This window comes from Paraburkholderia sartisoli, from assembly GCF_900107685.1.
In the GTDB taxonomy this organism is placed as follows: domain Bacteria; phylum Pseudomonadota; class Gammaproteobacteria; order Burkholderiales; family Burkholderiaceae; genus Paraburkholderia; species Paraburkholderia sartisoli.
The window spans coordinates 571360-594888 of sequence record NZ_FNRQ01000001.1; the positions used below are offsets into that span (position 1 = coordinate 571360).

At 64.2% G+C, this 23529-nt stretch carries 21 protein-coding genes and 1 pseudogene; 13 read left to right on the forward strand and 9 right to left on the reverse strand.

Annotation, left to right across the window (positions count from 1 at the left end):
- Positions 1 to 30 precede the first annotated feature (30 nt).
- Positions 31 to 888 carry a hypothetical protein gene (locus BLV45_RS02610; protein WP_143130379.1) on the reverse strand — a complete coding sequence of 286 codons (858 nt, stop codon included), beginning with the start codon at positions 886 to 888 and terminating at the stop codon, positions 31 to 33.
- Positions 889 to 974: 86 nt separating this feature from the next.
- Here BLV45_RS02610 and BLV45_RS02615 point away from each other — a divergent pair, with 86 nt between their 5' ends.
- From BLV45_RS02615 to BLV45_RS28180, 12 genes and pseudogenes are all read left to right on the forward strand, one after another.
- On the forward strand, positions 975 to 1973 hold the full coding sequence (locus BLV45_RS02615; protein WP_245753097.1) for a sugar-binding transcriptional regulator: 999 nt from the start codon (positions 975 to 977) through the stop codon (positions 1971 to 1973).
- A 504-nt stretch (positions 1974 to 2477) separates the two neighbouring features.
- Positions 2478 to 3809 (forward strand): NAD(P)H-dependent oxidoreductase, encoded by a 1332-nt coding sequence (locus tag BLV45_RS02620; RefSeq protein ID WP_176954053.1) that lies wholly within the window; start codon positions 2478 to 2480, stop codon positions 3807 to 3809.
- A 106-nt stretch (positions 3810 to 3915) separates the two neighbouring features.
- Positions 3916 to 4977: a thiamine pyrophosphate-dependent dehydrogenase E1 component subunit alpha gene (locus BLV45_RS02625; RefSeq protein WP_090528555.1), complete on the forward strand. Its 1062-nt coding sequence runs from the start codon at positions 3916 to 3918 to the stop codon at positions 4975 to 4977.
- Positions 4974 to 5972, forward strand: coding sequence for an alpha-ketoacid dehydrogenase subunit beta (locus tag BLV45_RS02630; RefSeq protein WP_090528558.1), 999 nt, complete (start codon positions 4974 to 4976; stop codon positions 5970 to 5972). Before BLV45_RS02625 ends, BLV45_RS02630 begins: the two co-directional genes overlap by 4 nt.
- Before the next feature lies 1 nt (position 5973).
- Positions 5974 to 7329: an acetoin dehydrogenase dihydrolipoyllysine-residue acetyltransferase subunit gene (locus tag BLV45_RS02635; protein ID WP_090528560.1), complete on the forward strand. Its 1356-nt coding sequence runs from the start codon at positions 5974 to 5976 to the stop codon at positions 7327 to 7329.
- A gap of 236 nt (positions 7330 to 7565) precedes the next feature.
- Positions 7566 to 7994, forward strand: coding sequence for a transcriptional regulator GutM (locus BLV45_RS02640; RefSeq protein ID WP_090528562.1), 429 nt, complete (start codon positions 7566 to 7568; stop codon positions 7992 to 7994).
- Positions 7995 to 8123: 129 nt separating this feature from the next.
- The gene (srlA, locus tag BLV45_RS02645; protein ID WP_218133525.1) at positions 8124 to 8678 is read left to right on the forward strand and encodes a PTS glucitol/sorbitol transporter subunit IIC; all 555 of its coding nucleotides are present in this window, start codon (positions 8124 to 8126) and stop codon (positions 8676 to 8678) included.
- Between the two features lie 57 nt (positions 8679 to 8735).
- Positions 8736 to 9752: a PTS glucitol/sorbitol transporter subunit IIB gene (srlE, locus tag BLV45_RS02650; protein WP_090528565.1), complete on the forward strand. Its 1017-nt coding sequence runs from the start codon at positions 8736 to 8738 to the stop codon at positions 9750 to 9752.
- 29 nt (positions 9753 to 9781) lie between these two features.
- On the forward strand, positions 9782 to 10159 hold the full coding sequence (locus BLV45_RS02655) for a PTS glucitol/sorbitol transporter subunit IIA (protein ID WP_218133526.1): 378 nt from the start codon (positions 9782 to 9784) through the stop codon (positions 10157 to 10159).
- 90 nt (positions 10160 to 10249) lie between these two features.
- Entirely contained in the window at positions 10250 to 12211 is a 1962-nt protein-coding gene (ptsP, locus tag BLV45_RS02660) for a phosphoenolpyruvate--protein phosphotransferase (RefSeq protein WP_090528571.1), read from the forward strand.
- A gap of 531 nt (positions 12212 to 12742) precedes the next feature.
- Positions 12743 to 13456, forward strand: coding sequence for a type IV pili methyl-accepting chemotaxis transducer N-terminal domain-containing protein (locus tag BLV45_RS02665; protein ID WP_090528574.1), 714 nt, complete (start codon positions 12743 to 12745; stop codon positions 13454 to 13456).
- 263 nt (positions 13457 to 13719) lie between these two features.
- Positions 13720 to 13845: pseudogene (locus tag BLV45_RS28180) on the forward strand (citrate synthase); the annotation flags it as partial.
- On the opposite strand, the gene BLV45_RS02670 reads toward BLV45_RS28180, so the two are convergent.
- The 7 genes from BLV45_RS02670 to BLV45_RS02700 all read right to left on the reverse strand — a co-directional run bounded on the left by BLV45_RS02670 (position 13833) and on the right by BLV45_RS02700 (position 21356).
- Positions 13833 to 14675, reverse strand: coding sequence for a MipA/OmpV family protein (locus BLV45_RS02670; RefSeq protein WP_090528577.1), 843 nt, complete (start codon positions 14673 to 14675; stop codon positions 13833 to 13835). The pseudogene BLV45_RS28180 and the gene BLV45_RS02670 sit on opposite strands and share 13 nt — an antisense overlap.
- On the reverse strand, positions 14675 to 15565 hold the full coding sequence (locus BLV45_RS02675; protein ID WP_090528580.1) for an alpha/beta hydrolase: 891 nt from the start codon (positions 15563 to 15565) through the stop codon (positions 14675 to 14677). Before BLV45_RS02675 ends, BLV45_RS02670 begins: the two co-directional genes overlap by 1 nt.
- A 15-nt stretch (positions 15566 to 15580) precedes the next feature.
- Positions 15581 to 16423, reverse strand: a complete 843-nt coding sequence (locus tag BLV45_RS02680; RefSeq protein WP_090528583.1) for a DUF4118 domain-containing protein — start codon at positions 16421 to 16423, stop codon at positions 15581 to 15583.
- 302 nt (positions 16424 to 16725) lie between these two features.
- On the reverse strand, positions 16726 to 17667 hold the full coding sequence (locus tag BLV45_RS02685; RefSeq protein WP_090528586.1) for an ABC transporter substrate-binding protein: 942 nt from the start codon (positions 17665 to 17667) through the stop codon (positions 16726 to 16728).
- A gap of 88 nt (positions 17668 to 17755) precedes the next feature.
- A complete protein-coding gene (locus BLV45_RS02690; protein WP_090528589.1) occupies positions 17756 to 18781 on the reverse strand; it encodes an ABC transporter permease in 1026 nt (341 codons plus the stop codon).
- 19 nt (positions 18782 to 18800) lie between these two features.
- Positions 18801 to 20318 (reverse strand): sugar ABC transporter ATP-binding protein, encoded by a 1518-nt coding sequence (locus tag BLV45_RS02695; RefSeq protein ID WP_090528592.1) that lies wholly within the window; start codon positions 20316 to 20318, stop codon positions 18801 to 18803.
- Between the two features lie 276 nt (positions 20319 to 20594).
- Positions 20595 to 21356 (reverse strand): GntR family transcriptional regulator, encoded by a 762-nt coding sequence (locus BLV45_RS02700; RefSeq protein WP_090528596.1) that lies wholly within the window; start codon positions 21354 to 21356, stop codon positions 20595 to 20597.
- A gap of 148 nt (positions 21357 to 21504) precedes the next feature.
- Between BLV45_RS02700 and BLV45_RS02705 the strand changes: the two genes are divergently transcribed.
- Positions 21505 to 22803 (forward strand): L-fuconate dehydratase, encoded by a 1299-nt coding sequence (locus tag BLV45_RS02705; RefSeq protein WP_090528600.1) that lies wholly within the window; start codon positions 21505 to 21507, stop codon positions 22801 to 22803.
- 61 nt (positions 22804 to 22864) lie between these two features.
- Here the strand turns inward: BLV45_RS02705 and BLV45_RS02710 are convergent, their stop codons facing one another.
- Positions 22865 to 23488, reverse strand: coding sequence for a ParB-like protein (locus tag BLV45_RS02710; protein ID WP_090528603.1), 624 nt, complete (start codon positions 23486 to 23488; stop codon positions 22865 to 22867).
- Positions 23489 to 23529 lie beyond the last annotated feature (41 nt).

Here is a 23529-nt window from a genome sequence, read left to right on the forward strand (position 1 = left end):
ACATCCGCGCAAGGACTGCGCGCGCAGGTTTCAGCAAAGGTGCGTGACGACATGTTCGATTTCACCGCTCAAGGCCTCGAGCGGTTCGCGTTCCTTCAGCGCGCGGCGGAATGCGGCTTCGCGGGCGCCGGTCACGTCGGCGAAAAATCGCATCACGGCGTCCGGTTCGGTCACGAGCCCGGCGGGGCAGATGTCTTTTGCGAGCGAGGCGATCGTGAGCATCAGGAACACGTACGCGTTCGGCTCGGTCACGAGCCACCAGGGCGCGCTGGCATCGGGAAGGACGTCGAAGCGCGTGCTGCGGATCGGCTGCTGGTCGATCAGCGAAAGGACGAGTTGCGCGCCCACGCGGCACAGCGCGCTACGCGAAGTCGCGGTATCGGCGGGAACCTGGGCCAGCTGCGTGCCGGGTGCGTGGCGCGACACGTCCATGGACTCGAACGCGCTGCTGATGCGATGTTCGAAGATGAGCACGTCGGTGGCGCCGCACTGCATGATCATGCGTTTGGCGGCCGCGTAATACGTGGTCGAAAACCTGCGCAACGTTTTCGCCTGATTGCCCGACTGGCTGAGATAGCCGGTCAGTGCATCGAGCGGAACGGGCGACTTCCAGTGATCCTGAAGCGGCGGCACGGCGTGGCCGGCAAACGACTCGGCGGTTTCGATCAGGCCATCCGCGAGTTGCGCGACGGATTCCAGCGAAAGATGCGAGGGCGCTCTCGCGGATTGCGTGGCAGGCGAGCGCGTGGTGACCGGCCGGTCGCTCTTGATCGGCCCGGGCACGTTGCGTGCCGCATAACGAAGCTGACGCGCACAGTCTCTCAGTGCGAGCCCCAGTTGGCTGATGTCGCGGCCGAGGTGCTGCGGCAAGGGCGATTTCGACTCCATGGGCGTCTCTGGGTTGCAACATTTGAAGTTAAGATAGCACAAGTGTTCAGTCGCAAGACTGACTTTATTCATCATAGGAGCCGAGCTTGGCGAAAGCGAGTGTTGCCCCTGAGCCGATCGAAAACGACGAGCAGAATCCCGCGCGCCGGCTGCGTCTGCGCGCGGCGTGGATGTACTTCGTCGAGGAGATGACGCAGAACGAAATCGCCCTGAAACTCGGTGTCGGACGGGTGACGGTGGTGCGGTTGCTCGCCGCCGCGCGCGAGCGCAACGAGGTGAAGATTTCGATCGGCGACCGTCTCGCCGAATGCGTCGAATCCGAGCGTCTGCTTGAAAAGCGCTTCGGCGTCGACGAGGTTATCGTCGTGCCGCTGTCGTCGCGCGGCGCGGATGCCACGGGACCGGTGAGCGCGGCGACCGGCGCCTATGTGTCGGCGCTCGTGCGGCCCGGCATGCGTATCGGCGTGGGCTGGGGGCGCACGCTCGTCAGTTCGCTCGCGTTCATGAACGAGCGCACGGTCGATGACGTCTCGGTGGTGTCGCTGCTCGGCGGCATCATGAAGGCGCGCAAGTTCAATCCAGCCGAATTCGCGTGGCGCTTTGCATCGCTCTATCAGGCGGATTGCTACCTGATGACCGCGCCGCTCGTCGTCGACAGCGCGGCCACGCGCGAAGCCCTGATCGAGCGGTGCGGGCTCGGCGATATCTTCGAACTCGCGAAATCGCTGGATGCGGTCGTGCTCAGCGCGGCGGGAACGGGCCCGGACGCGACGTCGCATCAGTCGAAGTTCATCAGCAATGCGGATCGCGCGTCGGTCATCAAGGCGGGCGCGGTCGGCGACGTGCTGTTCAACTTTTTCGACGCGAACGGTGAACTCGTCGATCATCCGATCAACGAACGCGTGATGTCGGTGCCGCTCGACATCATCAAGAAAGTGCCAGTGCGCGTGCTGGCAGCGGGCGGGGCGAGCAAGGTGCAGGCGCTGGCCGGCGCCCTGAAGCTCCTGAAGCCCACGGTGCTCATCACCGACGAGTACACCGCAAAAGACGTGCTCAAGCTCGCAGGCCCGGGCGGGATCGGCTGATTCGCTCGCATCCGGCGGCTGGATCGGCGACCAGGGCGCCCGGGAGCGTCGCTGGACCGCGTTCGTGAACATGGATGCGGAACAGTGATCGCAATAAACGGCGCTGTGCTTCCCGACTCAACCTGTCTCATCATTCCCTGCATTCCATAGCGCGGCGATAAGCAGAAGCCCGCGCGCCGCATCCCCCTCTGTTCCCGATTTCCCACGCGGCACACCTGCGCACACGCCCGCCTGACGCGCCAGTCCGCGCAGATGAACCGCCGGCGAGGCAATCGCCTCCCGTATCCACCGGCATCCGCCCGCGGTCCTTCCGCCCCATCCCGACCCCACCAGTCCAGGGGTAAGTCCTACCCCCAAAACCAGCGTTTCCGCCTAATCCGGCCTTGGTCTTTTTGTGAACATACTGCTATTCTGAAATACATAAGTTCTGTCGTGGCCGTCACAGACGAAAGTCCTCGAACACTTCCCGCGCGTTTCGCGCGCAGCATTTGTGGAGACATGCTCATGCACAACATCACCCCCAGCGGCCTTGCCGCCGACCTCGAAAAGCGCGCCGCGTCCGGCCGTCCAATCCGTATCGGCCTGATCGGTAGCGGCGAGATGGGCACGGATATCGTCACCCAGGTCCGGCAGATGCACGGTCTCGAAATCGGCGCGATCGCCGAGTTGCGCACCGAGGCGGCGTGCGCGGCGGTGAAGGTCGCGAACGGCGCCGACGAGGGCTATCGCGTGGTCGACACGCAAAGCGCGTTGACGCAGGCGATCGAGGCCGGCCACATCGCGATTACCCAGGACGTGAATGCGGTGTGTACGAGCGGGCAGATCGACGTCGTCATCGACGCGACCGGCAAGCCCGCGGTCGGCGCGCAGATTGGCCTCGTCGCGATGGAGCACGGCAAGCATCTGGTGATGATGAACGTGGAGGCGGACGTGACGATCGGCGCGTACCTGCGTCGCGAGGCGGAGCGGCTTGGCGTCGTGTATTCGCTCGGCGCGGGCGACGAACCCAGTTCGACCATCGAGCTGATCCAGTTCGTGAGCGCGCTCGGCTATCCGATCGTCGCGGCCGGCAAGGGCAAGAACAATCCGCTCAACATCGAAGCGACGCCGGACGCCTACATGGAAGAGGCGCGTCGCCGCAACATGAACCCGCGCATGCTGGTGGAGTTCGTCGACGGCTCGAAGACGGCCGTCGAGATGGCCGCGATCGGCAACGCAACCGGGCTCACGCCGGACGTGCCGGGCATGCACGGGCCGTCCGCGACGCTCGACCAGTTACACAAGGTGCTGTGTCCGGTGGAGGACGGCGGCATCCTCTCGCGCAAGGGCGTGGTCGATTACACGATCGGCAAGGGCGTGGCGCCGGGGGTGTTCGTCGTCGTCGAGATGGCACATCCGCGGCTGCGCGAGCGCATGGAGGACCTGCGTCTTGGCGAGGGTCCGTACTACACGTTCTATCGCCCGTATCACCTGACGAGCCTCGAAGTGCCGCTGACGTGCGCGCGCGTCGTGCTCTACGGCCGCGCCGACATGGAGCCGCTGCCGGTGCCGGTCGTCGAGGTCTGCGCGGTGGCGAAGAAGGACCTGCAGCCGGGCGAGCGGCTCGATGCGATCGGCGAATACACGTATCGCGCGTGGGCGATGTCGGTGGGCGACGCGCGCGCGCAGGACGCGGTGCCATGCGGGCTGATCGAGAACGGGCGCGTGACGCAGCCGATCCGTCGCGGCGAGTTGCTCACGTATCGCAATTGCGCGGTTGATGCCGCGTCGCCGATCGTCGCGCTGCGCCGTCGTCAGGACGAGATGGTGTTTGGTAAAGCCGCCGCCGCGGCGTGAGTTTTGTTCGCGCGGCAACCATCTTGCATGGGACCGGAGTAAGAGCTTTGCATGGGATCAGAGTAACGCGCTGAAGCGCGAACTCCAGTCGACAGGAGAGAAAAACATGAATGAGGTCGCAGAATCGCAGGCGCGTCCGTCCGCCGCGATGCCGTCTGTGTTGCGCCGCCACGCACCCGAAGTGCTGCGCGAGGCGTTGCGCAAGATGATCCTCGTGCGCCGCTTCGAGGAAAGCGCCGAGCAGGCGTACATGCGCGGGTTGATCCACGGCACGATGCATCTGTCGATCGGCCAGGAAGCCAGCGCGATCGGCGCCACGCTGCCGCTCACCGATGCGGACTACATCACCTCGACGCATCGCGGCCACGGACACTGCATCGGCAAGGGCGCCGATCCGAAGCGGATGTTCGCCGAGTTCTTCGGCAAGGAAACCGGCTATTGCCGCGGCCGCGGTGGCTCGATGCACATCGCCGACGTGACGCGCGGCAACCTGGGCGCGAACGGTATCGTCGGCGGCGGCATGCCGATCGCGGTCGGCGCGGCGCTGTCGGTCAAGAAGCAGCGCAAGGATTCCGTCGTGATGTGCTTTTTCGGCGACGGCGCGAACAACGAAGGCGCGTTCCACGAGTCGCTGAACTTCGCGGCGATCTGGAAGCTGCCGGTGATCTTCGTCTGCGAGAACAACAGGTACGGGATGTCGATGTCGGTCGAACGCTCGACGGCCGTGCCGCACATCGCGCAGCGCGCGCTCGCCTATGACATTCCGGGCGTCACGGTCGACGGCAACAGTTTCGTCGACGTCCTCGAAGCGAGCGAGCAGGCAGTGGCGCGCGCGCGCCGGGGCGAAGGCCCGACGCTGCTCGAATGCGAAACGTACCGGCTGCGCGGTCATTCGAAGAGCGATCGCAACCGCTACCGCACGCGCGAGGAAATCGACGCGTGGAGCGAGCGCGATCCGATCGCGCGGTTCCAGCAGACGCTGCTGCAATACGGCATGTCGGACGAAGCGACGCTCGCCGCGCTCTACGACGAAGTCGAAGCGCAAATCCAGGAAGGTCTCGAGTTCGCGCAGGCGAGCCCTTCGCCGAAGCTTTCCGAACTGACCCGCTACGTCTATTCCGAAGCGGGCCCGCAAACCAGCACGGCCGCAGCCGGGAGCCAGTCATGAGCAACGAGGTGCGTGAGCTCACGTATGCGCAGGCGATCCAGGAAGGCATGGCGATCGCGATGGAGCGCGACGAGCGCGTGTTCCTGATGGGCGAGGACATTGGCGTGTATGGGGGCGCGTTTCAGGTCACGGGTGACCTGTATCAGCGCTTCGGCGCTGACCGCGTGATGGATACGCCGATCGCGGAACTGGGCGGCGCGGGCATCGCTGTCGGGGCGGCGATGACAGGATCGCGCCCGATCTACGAGTTCCAGTTCTCCGATTTCGCGACGCTCGCGATGGAGCAGATCGTCAATCAGGCCGCGAAGATGCGCTTCATGCTCGGCGGGGAAGTGTCGGTGCCGCTCGTCATGCGCTTTCCGGCGGGCTCGGGAACGGGCGCGGCCGCGCAGCACAGCCAGAGTCTCGAAGCGTGGTTCGCCCACGTGCCGGGTTTGAAGGTGATCCAGCCGAGCACGCCGCACGATGCCAAGGGCCTGCTGCTCGCCGCGCTGGAAGACCCGGACCCGGTGATGATCTTCGAGCACAAGTTGCTCTACAAGAGCAAGGGGCCGGTTCCCGAAGGCTGGTACACCGAGCCGATCGGCAAGGCCGCGATCCGGCGCGCGGGCCGCGACGTGACGATCGTCGCGACATCGATGATGGCGATCCGCTCGCTCGAAGCCGCCGCGACGCTCGAACAGGAGGGCATCGACGCCGAAGTGATCGACCTGCGCAGCGTGCGGCCGATCGATCGCGACGCGATCATCACGAGCATCCGCAAGACGTCGCGGCTCATCTGCGTGTACGAAGGCGTGCAGCAACTGGGCATCGGCGCCGAGGTGGCCTCGATTGCGTGCGAGAGCGAGGCGTTCGACTATCTCGATGCGCCGGTGATCCGGCTCGGCGGCGCGGACTGTCCGCTGCCCTACAACCCTGAACTGGAAAAGGCGGCGGTGCCGCAGGTCGACGACATCGTCGCGGCGGCGCGGCGCGCGGTTCGAGGGAGGGCCTGACATGCCGACAGAGGTGATCCTGCCGCGCGTCGACATGGACATGACCGAAGGAATGATCGCGGCGTGGCACGTGAGCGAGGGCGACGAGGTGCGCGAAGGCACGCTGATCTTCGAGATCGAGACCAGCAAGGCGACGATGGAAATCGACGCGCCCGCGAGCGGCGTGATCCGCCAGATCAGCGCGCCGGTCGGCAAGACGGTGCCGGTCGGCACGGCGGTCGCGTGGATCTACGCGAGCGGCGAAGCGCTTCAGGAGCACGGCGGGGCGGAAGGCTCATCGTCCGCGCAAAGTGAAGTGGAAGCATTCCCGCAATCCACGCCCGCAACCGCATCGGCTCCCTCGGACGAGGTCGCGGACGCGAGCCCCAATGGCCCCTTGCGCGCGACGCCAGCGGCCCGACGGGTTGCGCGCGAACGCGGGGTGCAACTGGCCGCCATCGCGGGCACGGGCCCGAGCGGAAGAATCGGCGCACAGGATGTGCTGCGCGCACCGGCGGACAAAGCCGCCCCCACCAGCGCGCCGGCAACGCAAGCCGCGCGTGCGCTTCACACGCTGTGGCTGCGCAAGGACACGGGCGGCGCGCCGCTCGTGCTGCTGCACGGTTTCGCCGCGGAGTTGAACAGCTGGCGTCCGTTCAGCCGGCGTCTCGGCGCCATCGTCGATCCGGGCCTCGGGATGCTGGCCGTCGATCTGCCCGCGCACGGCAAATCGTCCGGCGAAGCGGCCGGTTCGATCGACGCGATCGTGTCGGCGGTCGAGGAGACGTTGCTTGCCGAAGGCGTCGGCGACTGTCACCTCGTCGGCCATTCGTTTGGCGGCGCGATCGCGCTGGCCGTCGCTTTGTCGCGGGCCCGCGGGCGCGTGCGATCGCTGACGCTCATCGCGCCCGCCGGGCTCGGGCCGGAGTGCAACGGCGCATTCATTCGCGGCGTGACGCAGTCGACGCAGCGCGCGAGTCTCGCCGCATGGCTCAAGCAGCTTTTCGCGAACCCATCGCTGATGGACGACGCGTTCGTCGCCACCGCGCAGCAGCAACTCGAAAGCGCGGCAGTGCGCGAACGCCTCGCGCGTCTCGCCGACGTGTTTTTCCCCGACGGCACGCAAAGCCTCGACATGCGCGGCGCGCTGGCGCAGGTGAGTCAAGACGTGCCGGTGCGTGTCGTATGGGGATTGCAGGACCGCATCCTGCCGGCGCGGCATGCCGAAGGCCTGCCTGGCCGGATCGCCGTGCATCGCTTTGCCGGCACCGGCCACCTGCCGCAGGTCGAGGCACAGGACGACGTCGCGAGAATCGTGGCCGAAAACGTCGCGAGTGCATCGGGGGAGAGCGTCAGGCGCCGTTGCGCGGTAGGATGACGCTGCTTTAATTCGTCATACCCGCAGCCCGTGCCCCGCACGCCGCTTTCGGGATGGATGAATGGCAAAGGGAAGAGGACGTATCACCCGCGTTTTCCCCAATGCAAACGGAAGTGAACAATTGTAGTATCTAAAGTACAAGATGTTCACTCAAAGTGGATGTAGAGAGCCCGCCGTGAAACGGCGCCGCAGCAGTCGGGCGAGCGAAGGCTCCAGTCAGGAATCAGGAGACGACGATGAACTATGTGCGCGATGCACTGCTCGCCCTGGCGGTATTCTGGGCGTTGCAGCTGGTGGGTTCGCTGTATCAGATGCGCCGCTATCGCGAGGCCGTGCAGGATGCGGCGCGTCGCTGGCATAGCGGCTTTCTTGGCGTAGGCTCCTGCAAGGTCAGGCTCGGACGTGGCGCGGTCGCCATCGTCGTGCTCTCGGCCGACATGCGGGTCTGCCAGTTCCTCAGCATGTCCGGCTTCACGGTCTTCACGCGCTTTCAATCCCACCCCGGCTTCGAAGAGCTTTCGATGGACGCGTTCGTCGAGCGCCTGCATCGCGCGAAGCTGCGCGGCAGCATCGTGAAGGCCGCCATCGATGCGCTCGAGCGCGCGCACCGCGCCGCCGATGCGCCTCCGGGGCAGGCGTCGCAGACCACCGAAGCGCCGGCCTGATCCCCAGGCCGGCGGACTTCACCGCTTCCTGTTTTTCCGCTCTATCGCTGTTGCGTTCTGTCCGGTTCCGCGTGGCGACCGCCGTGTGGAGCTTTTCGCGATCGTTTCGGTTTATCTCGGAGACTGGCCATGTTCATGCTTGATTGGCTCACGCATCTCGCTGAAGGATTTATCGGCATCTTTAACGCCGGCGGCAAAACGTTTGTGGGTTTCGTCACGGGCATCCTGCCCACGCTGATCGTGCTGCTGACCGCGGTGTACACGATCATCGCGCTCGTCGGCGAACACCGGATTCAGGGTCTCGCGCGCTTCTTCTCGAAGAACGTCATCACGCGCTACACGCTGCTGCCGCTGCTCGCGATGTTCTTCCTCACCAATCCGATGGCGTACACCTTCGGCGTGTTTCTGGAAGAAAAGCACAAGCCCGCGTTCTACGACTCGGCTGTTTCGCTGTGTCATCCGATCACGGGGCTTTTTCCGCACTGCAATCCGGGTGAGCTCTTTGTCTGGCTCGGCGTGGCGGCCGGCATCACGAAACTCGCGGAAAACCATGCCGCGCCGTTTTCGATTCCCAAGCTCGCGTTGTTCTATCTGGTCGTCGGTCTGTTCGTGAATCTGCTGAAGGGGATTCTCACCGAGGCGCTGACCCGCATGCTGGCGCATCGGGAAAACATCAAGCTGTGAGGCATTGCCGTTACGGGCAACCGGACATCACAACATCGAGACAGAGGGGCATCTGAAATGGACACACGCGTATATAAAACCGTGCGGGTCGAACGCGGGCCGAACGGTTGGGGCGGTCCGCTCCTGATCCGGCCGACGCCGGAGCGCAACAAGATTGTCGCCGTCACCGGCGGCAACATTCCCGAACTGGCGAGGGTGCTGGCCGAGATGACGGGCGGCGTGCTCGTCGACGGCTTTCGCACGCCGCCGCTCGAATCGGAAATGGCCGCGGTCGTGATCGACTGCGGCGGCACCGCGCGCTGCGGCGTCTACCCGCGCAAGAAAATTCCGACGATCAATCTGACTTCGGTCGGGCAATCCGGCCCGCTCGCGCAGTTCATCACCGAAGACACCTACGTGTCAGGCGTGACGCCCGAGCATCTGACGAGCGTCGACGACGGCGAGGCCGCTGCTTCGTCGAGCAGCCCCTCGCGTGCGACGTCACCGTTCGGGGCGCCGGCTGGCGCGGCCGTGGTCCTCGAGGAAGCCGCGCAGCATTCGGGCGGCGTCGTCGGGCTGATCACGTCGATCGGGCGCGGCATGGGCGGCGTCGTCAACGTGCTGTTCAACAGCGGCCGCAAGGCGATCGACACCGTGATCCGCAACGTGCTGCCGTTCATGGCGTTCGTGACGATGCTGATCGGCGTCATCAATTCGACGGGGATCGGCACGGGCCTCGCGCATCTGCTGTCGCCGCTCGCCGGCAACATCATCGGCCTGATCGTGCTGTCGGCGATCTGCGGGTTGCCGTTCCTGTCGCCGGTGCTGGGCCCGGGCGCGGTCATCGCGCAGGTGATCGGCGCGGCGATCATCGGGCCCGCGATCGGCAACGGCACGATTCCGCCGCAGATGGCGCTGCCCGCGCTCTTCGCGTACGACACGCAGGTCGGTTGCGACTTCGTGCCGGTCGGGATGGCGCTCGGCGAGGCGAAACCGGAGACGATCCGTATCGGCGTGCCGGCTGTGCTGATCAGCCGGCAGATCATGGGGCCCATCTCGGTTCTGATCGCGTGGGCCGCGAGCTTTGCACTCTAACTGCTGTCCGGGAACGAACGAGAATGACCATGCATTACTACAAGACTGTGATTTCAGAGGTGGGTCCGGAAGTGGGCGATCTGCTCGAAGGCGGCGTGCTGATTCTGTACGCACACGGCGCGCCGCCGGAACTCGCGGAGGTGTCGGTGCTGCATCGGGTCGAAGCGGCGCACGAAAACGCGCCGCAGGTCGGCTCGCAACTGCGTATCGGCGAAGTCAGCGCGTTCGTGACGGCGGTCGGGCCGACGGCGTGGCACAAGGTGAATGAACTGGGCCACGTCGTGATCAACTTCAATGGCTCGCCCGCGGCTGAGCGCCCCGGCGAAATCTGCGCGCAGCCGGTCGATGTGGCCGCGCTCCTCGCCAGCATTCGCAGCGGCGCGGTGATTGAAATCGCGGATCTGTGACGCGTCGCGGCGAATGCGGTGAGTTCGCCGCGATGCGTGCGTGGTATGAAACATGGGCTGTGAGATACGATTAGTCAGGAAGGTCTTGCCATGCTGGAAACCGAAATCGTTGTGAAGGTGAGCGAAGGTCTGCACGCGCGGCCGGCGACGCAGTTCGCCAAACTCGCGAAGGAGTTTTCCTGTTCGCTGCAGATTTTTCGCGGCACGACGAGCGCCGACGCGAAGAGCGCCGTGAAGCTGATGCTGCTCGGCATCAAGCAGGACGACCAGATCCTGCTGCGCGCCGACGGTTCGGATGAAAGCGTGGCGCTGAACCGGTTGCTGGCGTTTCTGTCCGAGCCGTCGGCGGGCGTTCAGCCTGCAAAGCCGGCGCAGGCGCAGGAGGCTTCGGCACCGCTCGACGGTTCACCCACCGGGTCGGCTGAACCCGTCGCGCCCGGCGCCGTGCAGCCCGTGCGCGGCGTGCCGGCCAGCGAAGGCCTCGCATGCGGCGAGGCCTTCGTGTATCTGCCCGAAGCGCTTCGGGCGACGCGGCAGTTCATCGAGCCGCACGAAGTTGCCACTGAACTCGACCGCTTTGGCGTCGCGTTCGCCGGATCGATTGCCGCGCTCGACCAGCAGTTCAAGACGATGGGCTGTCACGAGGATATCGTCGAAGCGCTCGCCGACGTCGCGCAGAGCGACGAGTTTTCCGGCGCGGTGAAGCAGCGTATCGCGTCGGGCTGGGATGCAGCGGCGGCCACGTTGCAGGTGGGCGAGGAACTCGCGGCGTCGTTTCTCGCGATGGACGACGAATACCTGCGCAGCCGCGCCGACGATATCCACGGCATCACGCGTCAGGTGGCGTTGCGCCTGCTCGGCATGGAAGACGTGAGCCTCGCCTGTCTGTCGAGGCCGTGCGTCGTGCTCGCGGCCGACCTGAGCGCGCTCGATTTCGCGCGCGCCCAGGTGGCGAATATCGTCGGGCTCGTCTGCACGAAGGGCAGTGCGACGTCGCATCTCGCGATCATGGCGCGCTCGCACGGCATTCCGGCGGTGCTCGGCCTGCCGGTTGACGAAGCGGTGCTGCGGGGCGCGACACGCGTCGCGCTCGACGGTGCGCAGGGGCAGGTGTGGCTCGATCCGTCGCCGGACGTGGAGGCCGGGTTCGCGACCCGCATCGCGCAGGAAAAGAGCCGCCACGCGGCGTTGAGCGTGTATCGAGACGTCGAGCCCGTCACGCGCGACGGTCGCCATGTCGAGATCGCGGCGAACCTCGGCTCGCTCGGCGAGATCGACGCGGCGCGCGAAGCGGGCGCGATGGGCGTCGGCCTCTTTCGCACCGAACTGCTGTTCATGGACCGTCGCACGATGCCGGACGAGGACGAGCAGGCCGCGATCTACACGCAGCTCGCGCAGGCGTTTCATCCGCGGCCGGTCGTGATCCGCACCCTCGACGTGGGCGGCGACAAGCCGGTGCCGGGCATCGTCTTCCCCGAGGAAGACAATCCGTTTCTCGGCTGGCGCGGCGTGCGGATGTGCCTCGACCGGCCCGACGTGTTCATGCCGCAGTTGCGCGCGGTGCTGCGTGCCGCGACGCTCGGCAACGTGCAGGTGATGATCCCGATGATCGACGACGTCGACGAGGTGCGTCGCGTGAAGACGCTGATCGCCACGTGCGCCGAGGCGCTTACGCGCGAGGGCATCGCGTGGGGCCAGCCGAAGCTCGGCATCATGGTCGAGACGCCGGCTGCCGCGCTTACCGCCGATCTGCTCGCGCAGGAAGTCGATTTCTTCTCGATCGGCACGAACGACCTGACGCAGTATGTGATGGCTGTCGACCGGATGAACCCGGATCTGGCGTCGCTCTATCGCACGGATCATCCGGCCGTGCTGCGCGCGATCGGCATGGTGTGCGAAGCGGCTAGAAACGCGGGTATCCCGGTTGCCGTGTGCGGTGAGGCGGCCGCGAGGCCGGAGATGATTCCGCTTTTGATCGGTCTCGGTGTCAGCGAATTGAGCATGAGCCCCTCATCGGTGCTGCGCGCGAAGAAGATCGTTTGCGAGCTTTGATGCCGTGGACGGCGGCGCTTCGGGTGTGCGCTTAATGCACAAATATGGTGCAACGCGTGGCATGATTGCACCAATATGGATCATTTGGTGAGCTACTGAGTCTTCAACGAAGTGCATCGCGCGTTCGCGCCTGAGCGGACAGCGTGCGTCTTCTTCACCCGACCACTCGACGATTGCGCGGCGTGCGAACCCGGCAGAGGCGCTTGCAGCCTCGCTGCGAGAGACATGGCGCAAATCCGCGACGTCCGGATTCCGCTCGCCCTCCCGGGCTCGCTCGTGCGTTGTGCCGTGCGTGGCGTGGAAATTGCATGTCCCCTCCCGGGGTCATTGGCGACTCCGATGCATCGAATTTTTGCTGGCTGCCTGTCGTCGGGCAGTCGTCAGGGACAACGGCGTCCCGAAGCGTGATTCGCGCTGACCGGGCAACCGGTCGCGCGCACGTTTCGGGGCGCTTTTTTTTGCGCCGGCGAAAAGCCGGTGCGCGCGGTCCGTTGACGGGTTTCCGGATCTGGGTCCTCTCACGCTTCCTAAATGAAACAGCAGACACAAACACGCCACGAAGACGTTTCCGGGCAGGTGATCGGTGAGCTCATCAACCTGTCCGGCCGGCAGCGGATGCTCTCGCAACGCATCGTGCTGCACGTGCTGCTCGCTTCGCACGGCGACAGCGACGCGCTTGCCGTCGTCAAGGATTGCCTCGCCACGTTCGCGGCGGCGCATGCGGACCTCGTGAGCGGCAACGATCATCTGCCGGGTGTGTTTTCCGAGGCGCTGCGTCAACTCTACTTCGGCACACATCGGGCTGACGAACGCATCCAGCAGTTCATCGCGCATGTGAATCACGCCGTTGCGAGCCTCGAGCAGGATTCGACCGGCGCGCGCGAGGAAACCGGGGCGCTCGTCGCGCAGGCCACGCCGCTGCTCGAACTGCTGCAGGCGATCACGCTCGCCTACCAGCACGAGATGCGCGGGATCGAGATGGCTTCGCTACGACGCCAGAACGAGATCGCCGAACAGCTCGGCAACATCTCGATGCAGGCGAATATCGTCGCGTTGAACGCGCGCATCGCGGCGGCCCGGGCAGGGCAGTTCGGCAGGGAGTTCGCGGTGATCACCACCGTGCTCGCCGACATCATCAAGGAGATGGACCAGCTGATTCATAGCGTCGTCGATACGTCCGGCGCGCGTGACGCATCGGGCCGGCGGGGCGCGCCTCGCCAGGAGCCGGTCGCCATGGCCGGCTGATCCGGCTCACCATCGTGGGATTGAGCATGCACAAACTGTTATCTGATTTTTTCCGGTCATGTGATGCCGGTGAGCCGTCTCGCACAGCAGTGGACAACGAAGTTGCGACGCACGCCGCGGACGATGACGAACGGGCGTTGCGGCACACCGCGGGCCTGCGTCCCGCCAGTTTGCGTGGACCCAGGCGGCGCGCGCAGTCACGGCATCACAGAAGGGATTTCTCGCGGATGGGGTGAGCTTGCGGCGAGGGTGCCGCTGAAGAATTCGCGACGGCCCGAAGCGTGAGTCTGCTCGCGCATTGTATCGAGCAGCTTCGGGCGGGCAAGGTCATACGGCCACGCGGCCGCTATACCGGGCGCCCACCTTGCAGGTGTGATCAAAAACGATAATTGACGGACGCGAGCGTGTTGATTTCAGTCCTGCGCACGGTGATCGGACTCGCCGCGGCATAGTGCTGCAAACGCCCAACCGTCATGGCGACCGAGCCAACCCAGTGCTTCGAGAAGTCGTAGCTGACGTAGCCGTTCAGATGCACGTCCCGGATACCCGCGCCGGTGTTGTAGGCGGGCAGTCCGGAGGCGGCGCTTTGCTGGCTCGATACGCCGAAGAAAGTGCGTGTATAGAGCGCGTCGGCCCACGTGAAGCCGGGTCCTGCCGAGAACATCCAGCCGCCCACTGGCACCGACGCGTAAAGATCGGTGACGGCGGTCTTGCCCTGGCCGTGTCCGGCGATGTCCTGATACATCGCGACCGAGCCCGTGAATATCCAGATCGTGTAGTCGGCGAAAAGCTTCAGTTTCGGGCCGCCGTCCACATTGCCGAGTCCGCGCAGATGCGGGTCGTCCTTTTCCTGGCGCGACTGGAAATCGAAACTCAAGGCGGCGCCGACGTGGTAGTCCTCGCTGCGTATCACGTTCAGGCCCAGAACGTCGGGGCCTTGCGAGAAGACCCGGTCGTCGTAGGAGATGTCGAGCGCCGGATACGGAAAGACACGCAGATCGCGCGCGCCCGGATACGCCGGCGTGACGACCATGCCCGGCCCGAACGCGACCTTCCATTTGCTGGCCGGCGGGGTGCTAATGCTGTTATTGGGCACAACGGATGCAGTATCGTCAGCCTGAGCACCAGCCTGCGCACCGATTGCATAAGTCGCCAGCGCAAGCGCCAATGCCACCGTCGCGGCGCATCGTGCCGCGACGACAGGAGAAAACTTCGTCATCACGTACGCCCTTTGCCCAGCGCCGCGAGCTGGCGCAGGCGGCGCGCGAGCGCCTTCGATACCACTGGCTTTCCACCCGCGTCGCCGGTGCGGCTTGCCATTTCGCTCTCGCGCAGAAACAGCGCCGTTTCGCGCGCAACGATCTCGCGCTCGTTATCGGAAGTGATCATGTGATACGAGTCGTCGAGCCAGACCGTGCGCAGGAACGTCGACCCTATCGATGAAGCAACGAAGTGCGCATTGCGCGGGCTTGACGTTTCATCGTCGATGGCATGGATGATCAGGCAGTCGTTACGGATGGCGCTGACCTGCGACTGCACGCGCGCCGCAAGGCGGCTCGCCTGATGCAATGCAGGGAGCGAGATGGTCGACGGACCGACTTCGCTGAAGTCGTCGCGCTCCATCGCGCGGGCGATCTTTGCTCTCAACGCTTCGTTGCGCAGTCCAAAAGGCTTCGACTCGCGATAGCGGTAGCGCGAGCGCAGCGGCGAGTAGTACGCCCAGTTCAGCAGAAAGCGGTACCACGGAATCGCCCAGCCGTTGTAGGCGAGGGTGAGCGACAGCAACGCCACGGCTTGCGCCTGCGGGCGGCGATGCACGAGCGCAAGCGCGAGCGCCGCGCCGATCGACAGGCCGCAGATCGACACCCGTTCGTAGCGTCTGGCGAGCGCATCGTATTCACGCGTTGCCGCGTCGAGCCATTGCTCCATCGCCTGCTCGGGCGAGCCGGCGCTATAGCCGTCGAGCACGGGCGCGCACGTCGTGAAGCCTTCGTCATTCAGGATGCGCGCGAGGTAGCGCAATTCCAGCGGTGAACTGGATAGTCCGTGCAGCAGGAGCACGGCGTGTTCGTCGCCTTCGCTGAAAATCGTTTTGACGGAAGTTTTCATGTTCGATATCCGCCGTCAGTCGTCGATACGCAGCACGAGGAAATCGCCTGCGTGCGTCGTGAATCGTTCGCAGATACAGTCGACAAGCGCTGTTGCGCCGTCGCCCGCAGCCACCGTCGAGCCGCCCGACGCATGCGCGGCGCGCGCGCTGCCCCGGCGCAGCCGCACCCGATGCGGGCCTGGCCACAGGGCATTCGAGAGACGGCGAATATCGTCCGGCTCAACATCGTCGAAGCGAGGGCCGGGTGCGATTTCGGCCGGGGGAAGCGAAACGGCTCTGGCGCCGGTTGCCGCGCCGGCAGTTTCGCGGGCGTTGCCATCGCTCATCTGCGCGGGCGAACGCTCGAGCGCCTGGATCAGCACGAAAGTCTTGTGATACTGCGACAGATGACGCAGCAACCTGTGCGTTTCGTCGATGGCGCGGCGCGCCAGCACGCGCTCGTTGTCATGGCGCAATAGCATCTCGTAACGCGACTGCGCGACAGACGTGATCAGCAGCGCGCGGAACTGCGCGCGTCTTAACCGTTCGATGAGCGTAATGAAGACGAGCGCGACGAGGGGATACGACACGGCGAACAGTACGTCGTGCCGGTCAATGACGTCGAACGTTGCGTAGGGCGGCACGAACAGGTAATCGGCGATGCACAGACCTGCCAGCATCACGGTCAGCGCGGGTGCGAGGCCGAAGTAGTATTCGACGAGCACGGCGGCAAGGCTGAAAGCGGTGCCCGGCATGATGGGGCCGAGCAGCGGGTGCAACAGAAGACGCACGCCACTCGCGAGACACAGCGCGGCGAGTGCGACAAACCATCGTCGCGCCCCCCGAGGCGCCCACCGACGGGAATTTTGGACTTGCATAGGATGGAGTCGTCGCGGGATGACCGGACGTTATTTCAACTGTGGCCAAACGGGCCTGGGTCGCGAAAGATGCGCGAGTGAATGTCCAAAAGTTCAGGACGATATCACATGTAATTTCTTGTAATACTTGGATCTTTTCAGACTTCGGCATGAAAAAGACACGAATTCGCGCGTTTTGTGTGCGCTAACGTTTGCCTGGAGACGGCGAATTCGTCCGTTCAACCAGCAGGGCGGGTCAGGGAAGAAAAAAAAGAGGAAGAGTCGTGACTCTTCCTCTTTCATCGCGCCTTGAGCGGCGTCCATCAGTCATAGAGCACGGCTGTGATCTTGGGATCGTTCATGTTGCTCTTGTCGTACCAGTAGAAGCCCGTGTCGACTTTCTTCGGCAGTTTCTCGCCCTTCAGCGCCTTCACCGCGGAGTCGACGACGCATTTGCCGATACCGATCGGGTTCTGCGTGATGGCGCCATACATCAGGCCTGAAGTGATGTCGTCCTTTTGCTCCTTGCCGGAGTCGTAGCCAATCAGGACGAGCTTTTTGCCCGATTCCTTGACGCCGATCGCGGCGCCTTCGGCCGATCCTTCATTCGAGCCGAAAATGCCCTTGAGATTGGGGTTCGCCTGGATCATCGTTTTGGCGATTTCCGCCGACTTCAGATGGTCGCCGCCGCCATACTGGACCGACACGATCTTGATGCCCGGATGCTTCGCCTTCATCTCGTTCAGGAAGCCGTCGCGGCGATCGATGCCGGTGCGGCTCGTCTGGTCATGCACGATCAGGCCGACCTCACCGGAATTGCCGATCGCCTCGGCCATCTTGTCGGCGGCGAGCGCGGCCGCGGCAACGTTGTCCGTTGCACACGTCGTCAGCGGAATGTTGCTGTCGACCCCCGAGTCGAAGGCGATGACCGGTATTTTTTCGGCCTGTGCCCGCCTCAGCAGCGGAATGGCCGCCTTGCTGTCGAGCGCGGCGATGCCGAGTGCCTGGGGTTTCTTGGCGAGCGCGGCCGAGAGCATGTCGATCTGCTTGTCGACCATGGCCTCCGTTTCCGGACCCTCGAAGGTGATCCTGACGTTGTGCTCCTTCGCCGACTGTTCCGCGCCGGCTTTGACGGCCTGCCAGAACTGGTGCTGGAACCCTTTCGAGATCAGCGGGATATAGACATCGGCCGCGTGCGTGATGCTCGTCCCGCCAATGAGCGCGCCGACACCGACCACGACACTGATTAGTTTTCTTTTCAACATGGTGTATCTCCTCCTAAAGTGGGCTATCAACCTTCAGCCATTGGGGGAGCCCTGGGCGCTCCCTTCCTTGATCTCGTCCCGTGTGGCGTCAGCTTTTCCTGCGTCGCAAAATATCGGCATAGACGGCGAGAATGATGATGAGGCCCGTCACCACGATCTGCCATTCCTGGGCGACCGACATGATGCGCAGGCCGTTGGTCAGCACGCTCATGATGAACGCGCCGATGATCGTGCCGAGAATCGTGCCCGAACCGCCGCTCAGCGAGGTGCCGCCGATGACGACGGCGGCGATCGCTTCGAGTTCATAGCCCTGGCCTAGCGCCGGCTGGGCCGAATTCAGGCGCGACGCGATGAGCAGTCCGGCGACGCCGCAAATGGCCCCGCTCACGCCGTAAATGGCGATCTTCCACCGGTCGACATTCACGCCGGAAAGGCGCACCGCTTCTTCGTTGCTGCCGAGCGCGAACGTGTAGCGGCCGAGCGCCGTGCGGTTGAGCACGATCGAACTCACGATCGCAAGGAAAAACAGGATCAGGACCGCGTTCGGAACGGGCAGGCTCGGCAGAAAATGGCCGATCAGCGAATCCTGCGAGATCATGTAGAAGTTTTCGGTGTCGGTGAAATAGATCGGCTTGTCGGACGAGACGACGAGCGACAGTCCTTTGAGCAGCAGCATCATGCCCAGCGTGGCAATGAACGGCGGTATTTTCATTTTCGCCGTGAGGGTGCCCGAAATGCTTCCGCAGATCGCGCCGGTCGCAAGCGCGGCAATGACGCCGATCCACATCGGCAAATGCCAGAAGGTCAGAAACACGCCGCAAATGACCGCCGTGAAGGTCATCAGCGTGCCGACGGACAAATCGATGCCGCCGGTGATGATGACGAACGTACTGGCGATCGCCAGCACGCCGTTGACCGCCGTCGCCTGCAGAATCCCGAGCATGTTGTCCATCTGCATGAAAGCAGGCGACGCGAAGCTGAAAAATGCCAGCAGCAGGATCAGGCTCCCGAAAGCGAGGAGCTTTTGCAGCGCGGTCGGCGTGAAGATGCGGGCCCTGAAGCCGGACGACCGTCCCTGATTAGCCAGCGTCGAAGTGTCCGATGGCTGTGTCATAAAATTTACCTCTCGAGGTTCACGCTGCTTTTAAGGTCTCGCGCTGGGTTGCCAGTTGCATGATGCGCTCCTGCGTCGCGTCGACAGCTGGGAGCTCGCCGGTGATGCGGCCCTCGCACATCACGACGATGCGGTCGCTCATGCGCAGGATTTCCGGCAGTTCCGACGAGATCATCACGATCGCCTTGCCCTGTCCGGCGAGCGAGCGCAGGAGCTTGTAGATTTCGCTCTTGGCGCCGACGTCGATGCCGCGCGTCGGCTCGTCGAAGAAGAGCACGTCGCAGTCGCGCTCGAGCCATTTCGCGATGACGACTTTCTGCTGGTTCCCGCCGGAGAGAAGCCCGACCTGCTGCGTCGCGGAAGGCGTGCGAATGGAGAGCAGATCGATGAAATGAGACGCTGTCCTGCGTATGCGCGCGCGGCGCAGGAAAAAGTTCAGCGACAGGAATTTGCGCAGGTTGGACATCACGATATTCGACTCGACGTCCATTCCCGTCGCGAGGCCAAATCGCTTGCGGTCTTCGGAGAGATAGCCGATGCCGTGCGCCACGGCGTCGCTCGGTTTCCTGATCGCTGCTTTCACGCCGTGTACCAGGATCTCGCCGGATTCGACCGGATCGGCGCCGAACACCGCGCGGGCGACCTCGGTGCGGCCCGCGCCCATCAAGCCGGCAAAGCCCAGTATCTCGCCTTTGCGCAGCGTGAAGCTCACGTCCTTGACGAGCGCGCCGGCGGTGAGATGTTTTACCTCGAGCGCGACCTCGCCCGTGTCCTTGTCCGCGGTGCGCGGGGTAGGCGCGACGTCGGTCAGCGTTCTGCCGACCATCATGCCGATGATCGCCTCGACGCTCGTGTCCCTGGCGGAGACGGTGGCCACATATTCGCCGTCACGCAGCACGGTGACCCGGTCGGCAATCTGCTTGAGCTCATCCATCTTGTGTGAAATGTAGATGATGCCGACGCCCCGATCCCTCTGCTGGCGGATGATGCGAAAGAGCTCGGCGATTTCGGCGTCGTTCAGCGCGGAGGTGGGCTCATCCATGATCAGGACGCGCGAATCGAACGACAGGGCCTTGGCGATCTCGACCATCTGCTGGCTGGCGACGGTGAGCGAGCCGACCATCGCGCGCGGGTCGAGACGCAGGTGCATGCTGGTGAGAATCTCGCGCGCCTGCGCGTTGAGCTTGTCCTCGTCGAGGAACAGGCCGAGGCGTCCTCGCGGCTCGCGGCCGATGAACATGTTCTGCGCGACGGTCAGATGATTCATCAGCTGCAGTTCCTGATGAATGATGCCGACACCCATGGCCTGCGCCTCGCGGGGGCTCATGAACTCGACTGGCTGGCCGTCATGGAGAATATCGCCCGAATCCCGGGTGTAGACGCCGGCGAGGATTTTCATCAGCGTCGACTTGCCAGCGCCGTTCTCGCCCATCAGCGCGTGGACTTCGCCGGCCATGAGCTCGAACTGGACCTCATGAAGCGCCCTCACGCCGGGAAAGCTCTTGCTGAGCCTGTTGACGGAAACGAGCGGGATCATGGTGCGGATACGACGACGATTGCGCGATGCACACAGGCCTCATCGACGAAGCGGGCCGCGAACGCGCAGGGCGTACGCCGCCATTCAGAACGGAAGACGCAACGAGAAGCCAGACCCATTGCCGAAGCCCCTTTATCCAGTCTGCAGCGATCCTGCGATGCTGCACAACAGTGGTTCCGTGTACGCATGTCTCATTGTGTGTGGCGTCGCCGCAAAGGCGTCCACGTCACGCACGCTCGGGTGTTACCCGCCACCGGTCGCGGCCGGCGCGGGTCACTATGGTTCAAAAAGATCCGACCTTTCGCTCGCGGACCGGTGCAACTCGTCGACGACCTGATCGAGATGCTCATGCATCGCGTTCGCCGCCATGTCGGCGTGGCCGTTGCGAATGGCCCTGAAAATACACTCGTGCTCCTCGAGCGTATGCACGAGCCGCTCTGGACTCGCCACCAACCGCCTCGCACGATCCAGCGCGTTGCGCGACACCGCGACGATTTCCTTCACCCGCGGCTGGTTGATCGAGTCAAAGAGGATTTCGTGAAAGGCCAGATCCAGTCCATAAAATCTCAGGCGCTGGCCGCTCGTGACCGCTTCGCGCTGCTGGTCGAGATTGAGCGCCAGCGCCTCCAGCGTCGCGGGATCATGCATGAGCGCGACGGTGCGCACCGTTTCGACTTCGAGCGCGCTACGGATGAACAGATGCTGACGGATGTCCTCGAGAGAGATGGGTTTGACGCGCGTGCCGCGCTGCGGCAACACTTCGACGAGGCCCGCATGCGCAAGCCTCGCCAGCGCGGCGGAAACCGGAAAGCGTGACACGCCCATCCGTTCGCAGATCGCCAGCTTGTCGATCATCATTCCGGGTTCCAGCACCAGCTTCACGATCGCTTCTCTCAGCGTCTCCTCGACCGCGTCGGTCAGACTGCCTCGTTCGCCGCTCCTGATCTTTTGCAACGCACCATACGGGTTGCCGGCGGCACTCGCTTCCACGGATGAAGAGCTCACGGCGCGCTTGATTTGCATTGAAGATGCTAGCATGCTAGGAGCCGGATTCAGCGTTGTCAACGCGGGCGAACGCCAGGAGCGCTACCGGTTCGTGAGCGCATGTCGCGATCGTTTGCACGAGGCCGGTCCGTCTTCGCTGGCGGGCGGAAGTCGACAATCATTGCCCCTGGAGGGTGCAAAGATGACCACGATCACCAGGCTGTCCGTTCGGGACATCCGGTTTCCCACCTCGCGTTCACTCGACGGCTCCGATGCGATGAACGCCGCGCCGGATTACTCCGCCACCTACGTGACGCTCGAAACCGGTTCGTCGAAGGCGCTCACGGGCCACGGCCTCACCTTCACGATCGGGCGGGGCAACGAAATCTGCGTGAGCGCGGTAGAGGCGCTCGCGCCGCTGGTCGTCGGCAGAACGCTCGAGGATATCGCCGCGAACATGGGCGCTTTCTGGCACGCGTTGACTTCAGATAGCCAGTTGCGCTGGATCGGCCCGGACAAAGGCGCCATTCATCTGGCGACGGCCGCCGTCGTGAATGCCGCGTGGGACCTGTGGGCCAAAGCGGAAGGCAAGCCGGTGTGGAAGCTGCTCGTCGACATGAGTCCGGAAAAACTCGTGGGGTGTCTCGACTTCCGCTATGTGACCGATGCAATCACACCCCATGAAGCCATCGCGATGTTGCGCCGCCATGCGCCGACCCGGCGCGAGCGCGAAGCGGAAATGCTCGCGCACGGCTATCCGGCCTATACGACCTCGGCCGGCTGGCTCGGCTACGATGACGACAAGATTCGCCGGCTCGCGCGTGAAGGCGTCGCCGAGGGCTGGACGCATTTCAAACAGAAGGTAGGGGGCAATCTCGAAGAGGATGTGCGCCGGGCCCGCATCCTGCGCGAAGAACTGGGCGTCGACCTGAAGCTGATGATGGATGCGAACCAGGTGTGGGACGTCGATGAAGCGGTCGCGAGCATGCGGCGCCTGGCGGAATTCGATCCGTGGTGGATCGAGGAGCCCACGAGTCCCGACGACATTCTTGGCCATGCGGCCATCCGGCAGCGGCTTTGGCCGATTGGCGTCGCGACGGGCGAGCATTGCCATAACCGCGTGATGTTCAAGCAACTGCTACAGGCGCACGCAATCGACTTTTGTCAGGTGGATAGCTGCCGCCTCGGCGGCCTGAACGAGGTGATCGTCGTCCTGCTGATGGCGGCGAAATACGGCGTGCCGGTGTGTCCGCACGCGGGCGGCGTCGGCCTGTGCGAGTATGTGCAGCACATTTCGCTTTTCGACTATATCTGCGTGTCGGCTTCGCTGGAAAACCGGGTGCTCGAATATGTGGATCATCTGCATGAGCATTTCGTCGATCCAGTGCTGATCCGCAACGGGCGTTACATGCCGCCGCAACGTCCCGGCTATAGCATCGAGATGCATGCGGCTTCGCTCGATCAGTATCGCTTTCCCGAGGGGCCGGCCTGGCAAAGCTAGTCAACTCCAGCCGGCGGCTGCCGGCTGGTCTTGCCGATGCATCAGTCGAAGGGTTGACGCGTCAACGGCTGTCCGTCATTCCGGACCAGCCGGGCAGATACCGGGCCTCGGGCGTGTGCGCCAGGGTCTTCGCCTGATCGAGTGCCTTCGCAAAGCTTTTGCTGATCCGGCTATCCGGTATCCGCGGGCGCAGAAAATCGGCCCACAGGAATTCGCTGAAGGGCGTCGCGTCCTTTGCGAAGCCGCCCACCCGGCGCAGTTCGCCGGCGAGACTCCTGTAGGGATCGTCCGTGAGCCCGGTCACCATCTTCGGCAGGTGTTCGTAGTCGTATCTCGAGCCGTCTGCACCGAACGGATGGACCCACTGGTTGTGCTCCATCATGCGCCAGAAGATCGTGTTGTCCAGCCACGACAGATCCTTCAGCAACATCACCTTCACTTCCTTGACCCCTTCCTCGAATAGCGCGAGCCCAAGGTGATGATGGTCGACGATGTAATAGCGCTGTTCCGGACCCAGCACAGCGGGAAACCAGTGCGCGGCAATGGCCTCGCCGCGCGCCTTCTTGCCGAGTGTTTTCCAGTGGTCGCGCTTTTCGGTGACCTCGCGGTAACCCACCGTCATCTGTGTGGGACGCAACGCGGCGAGTTTCGCCGGAACCAGGTGAACGTCGGAACCAGGGACCATGATTTGCCTCGTGAGAAGGGTGAGCGGCAACAATAGCGCGG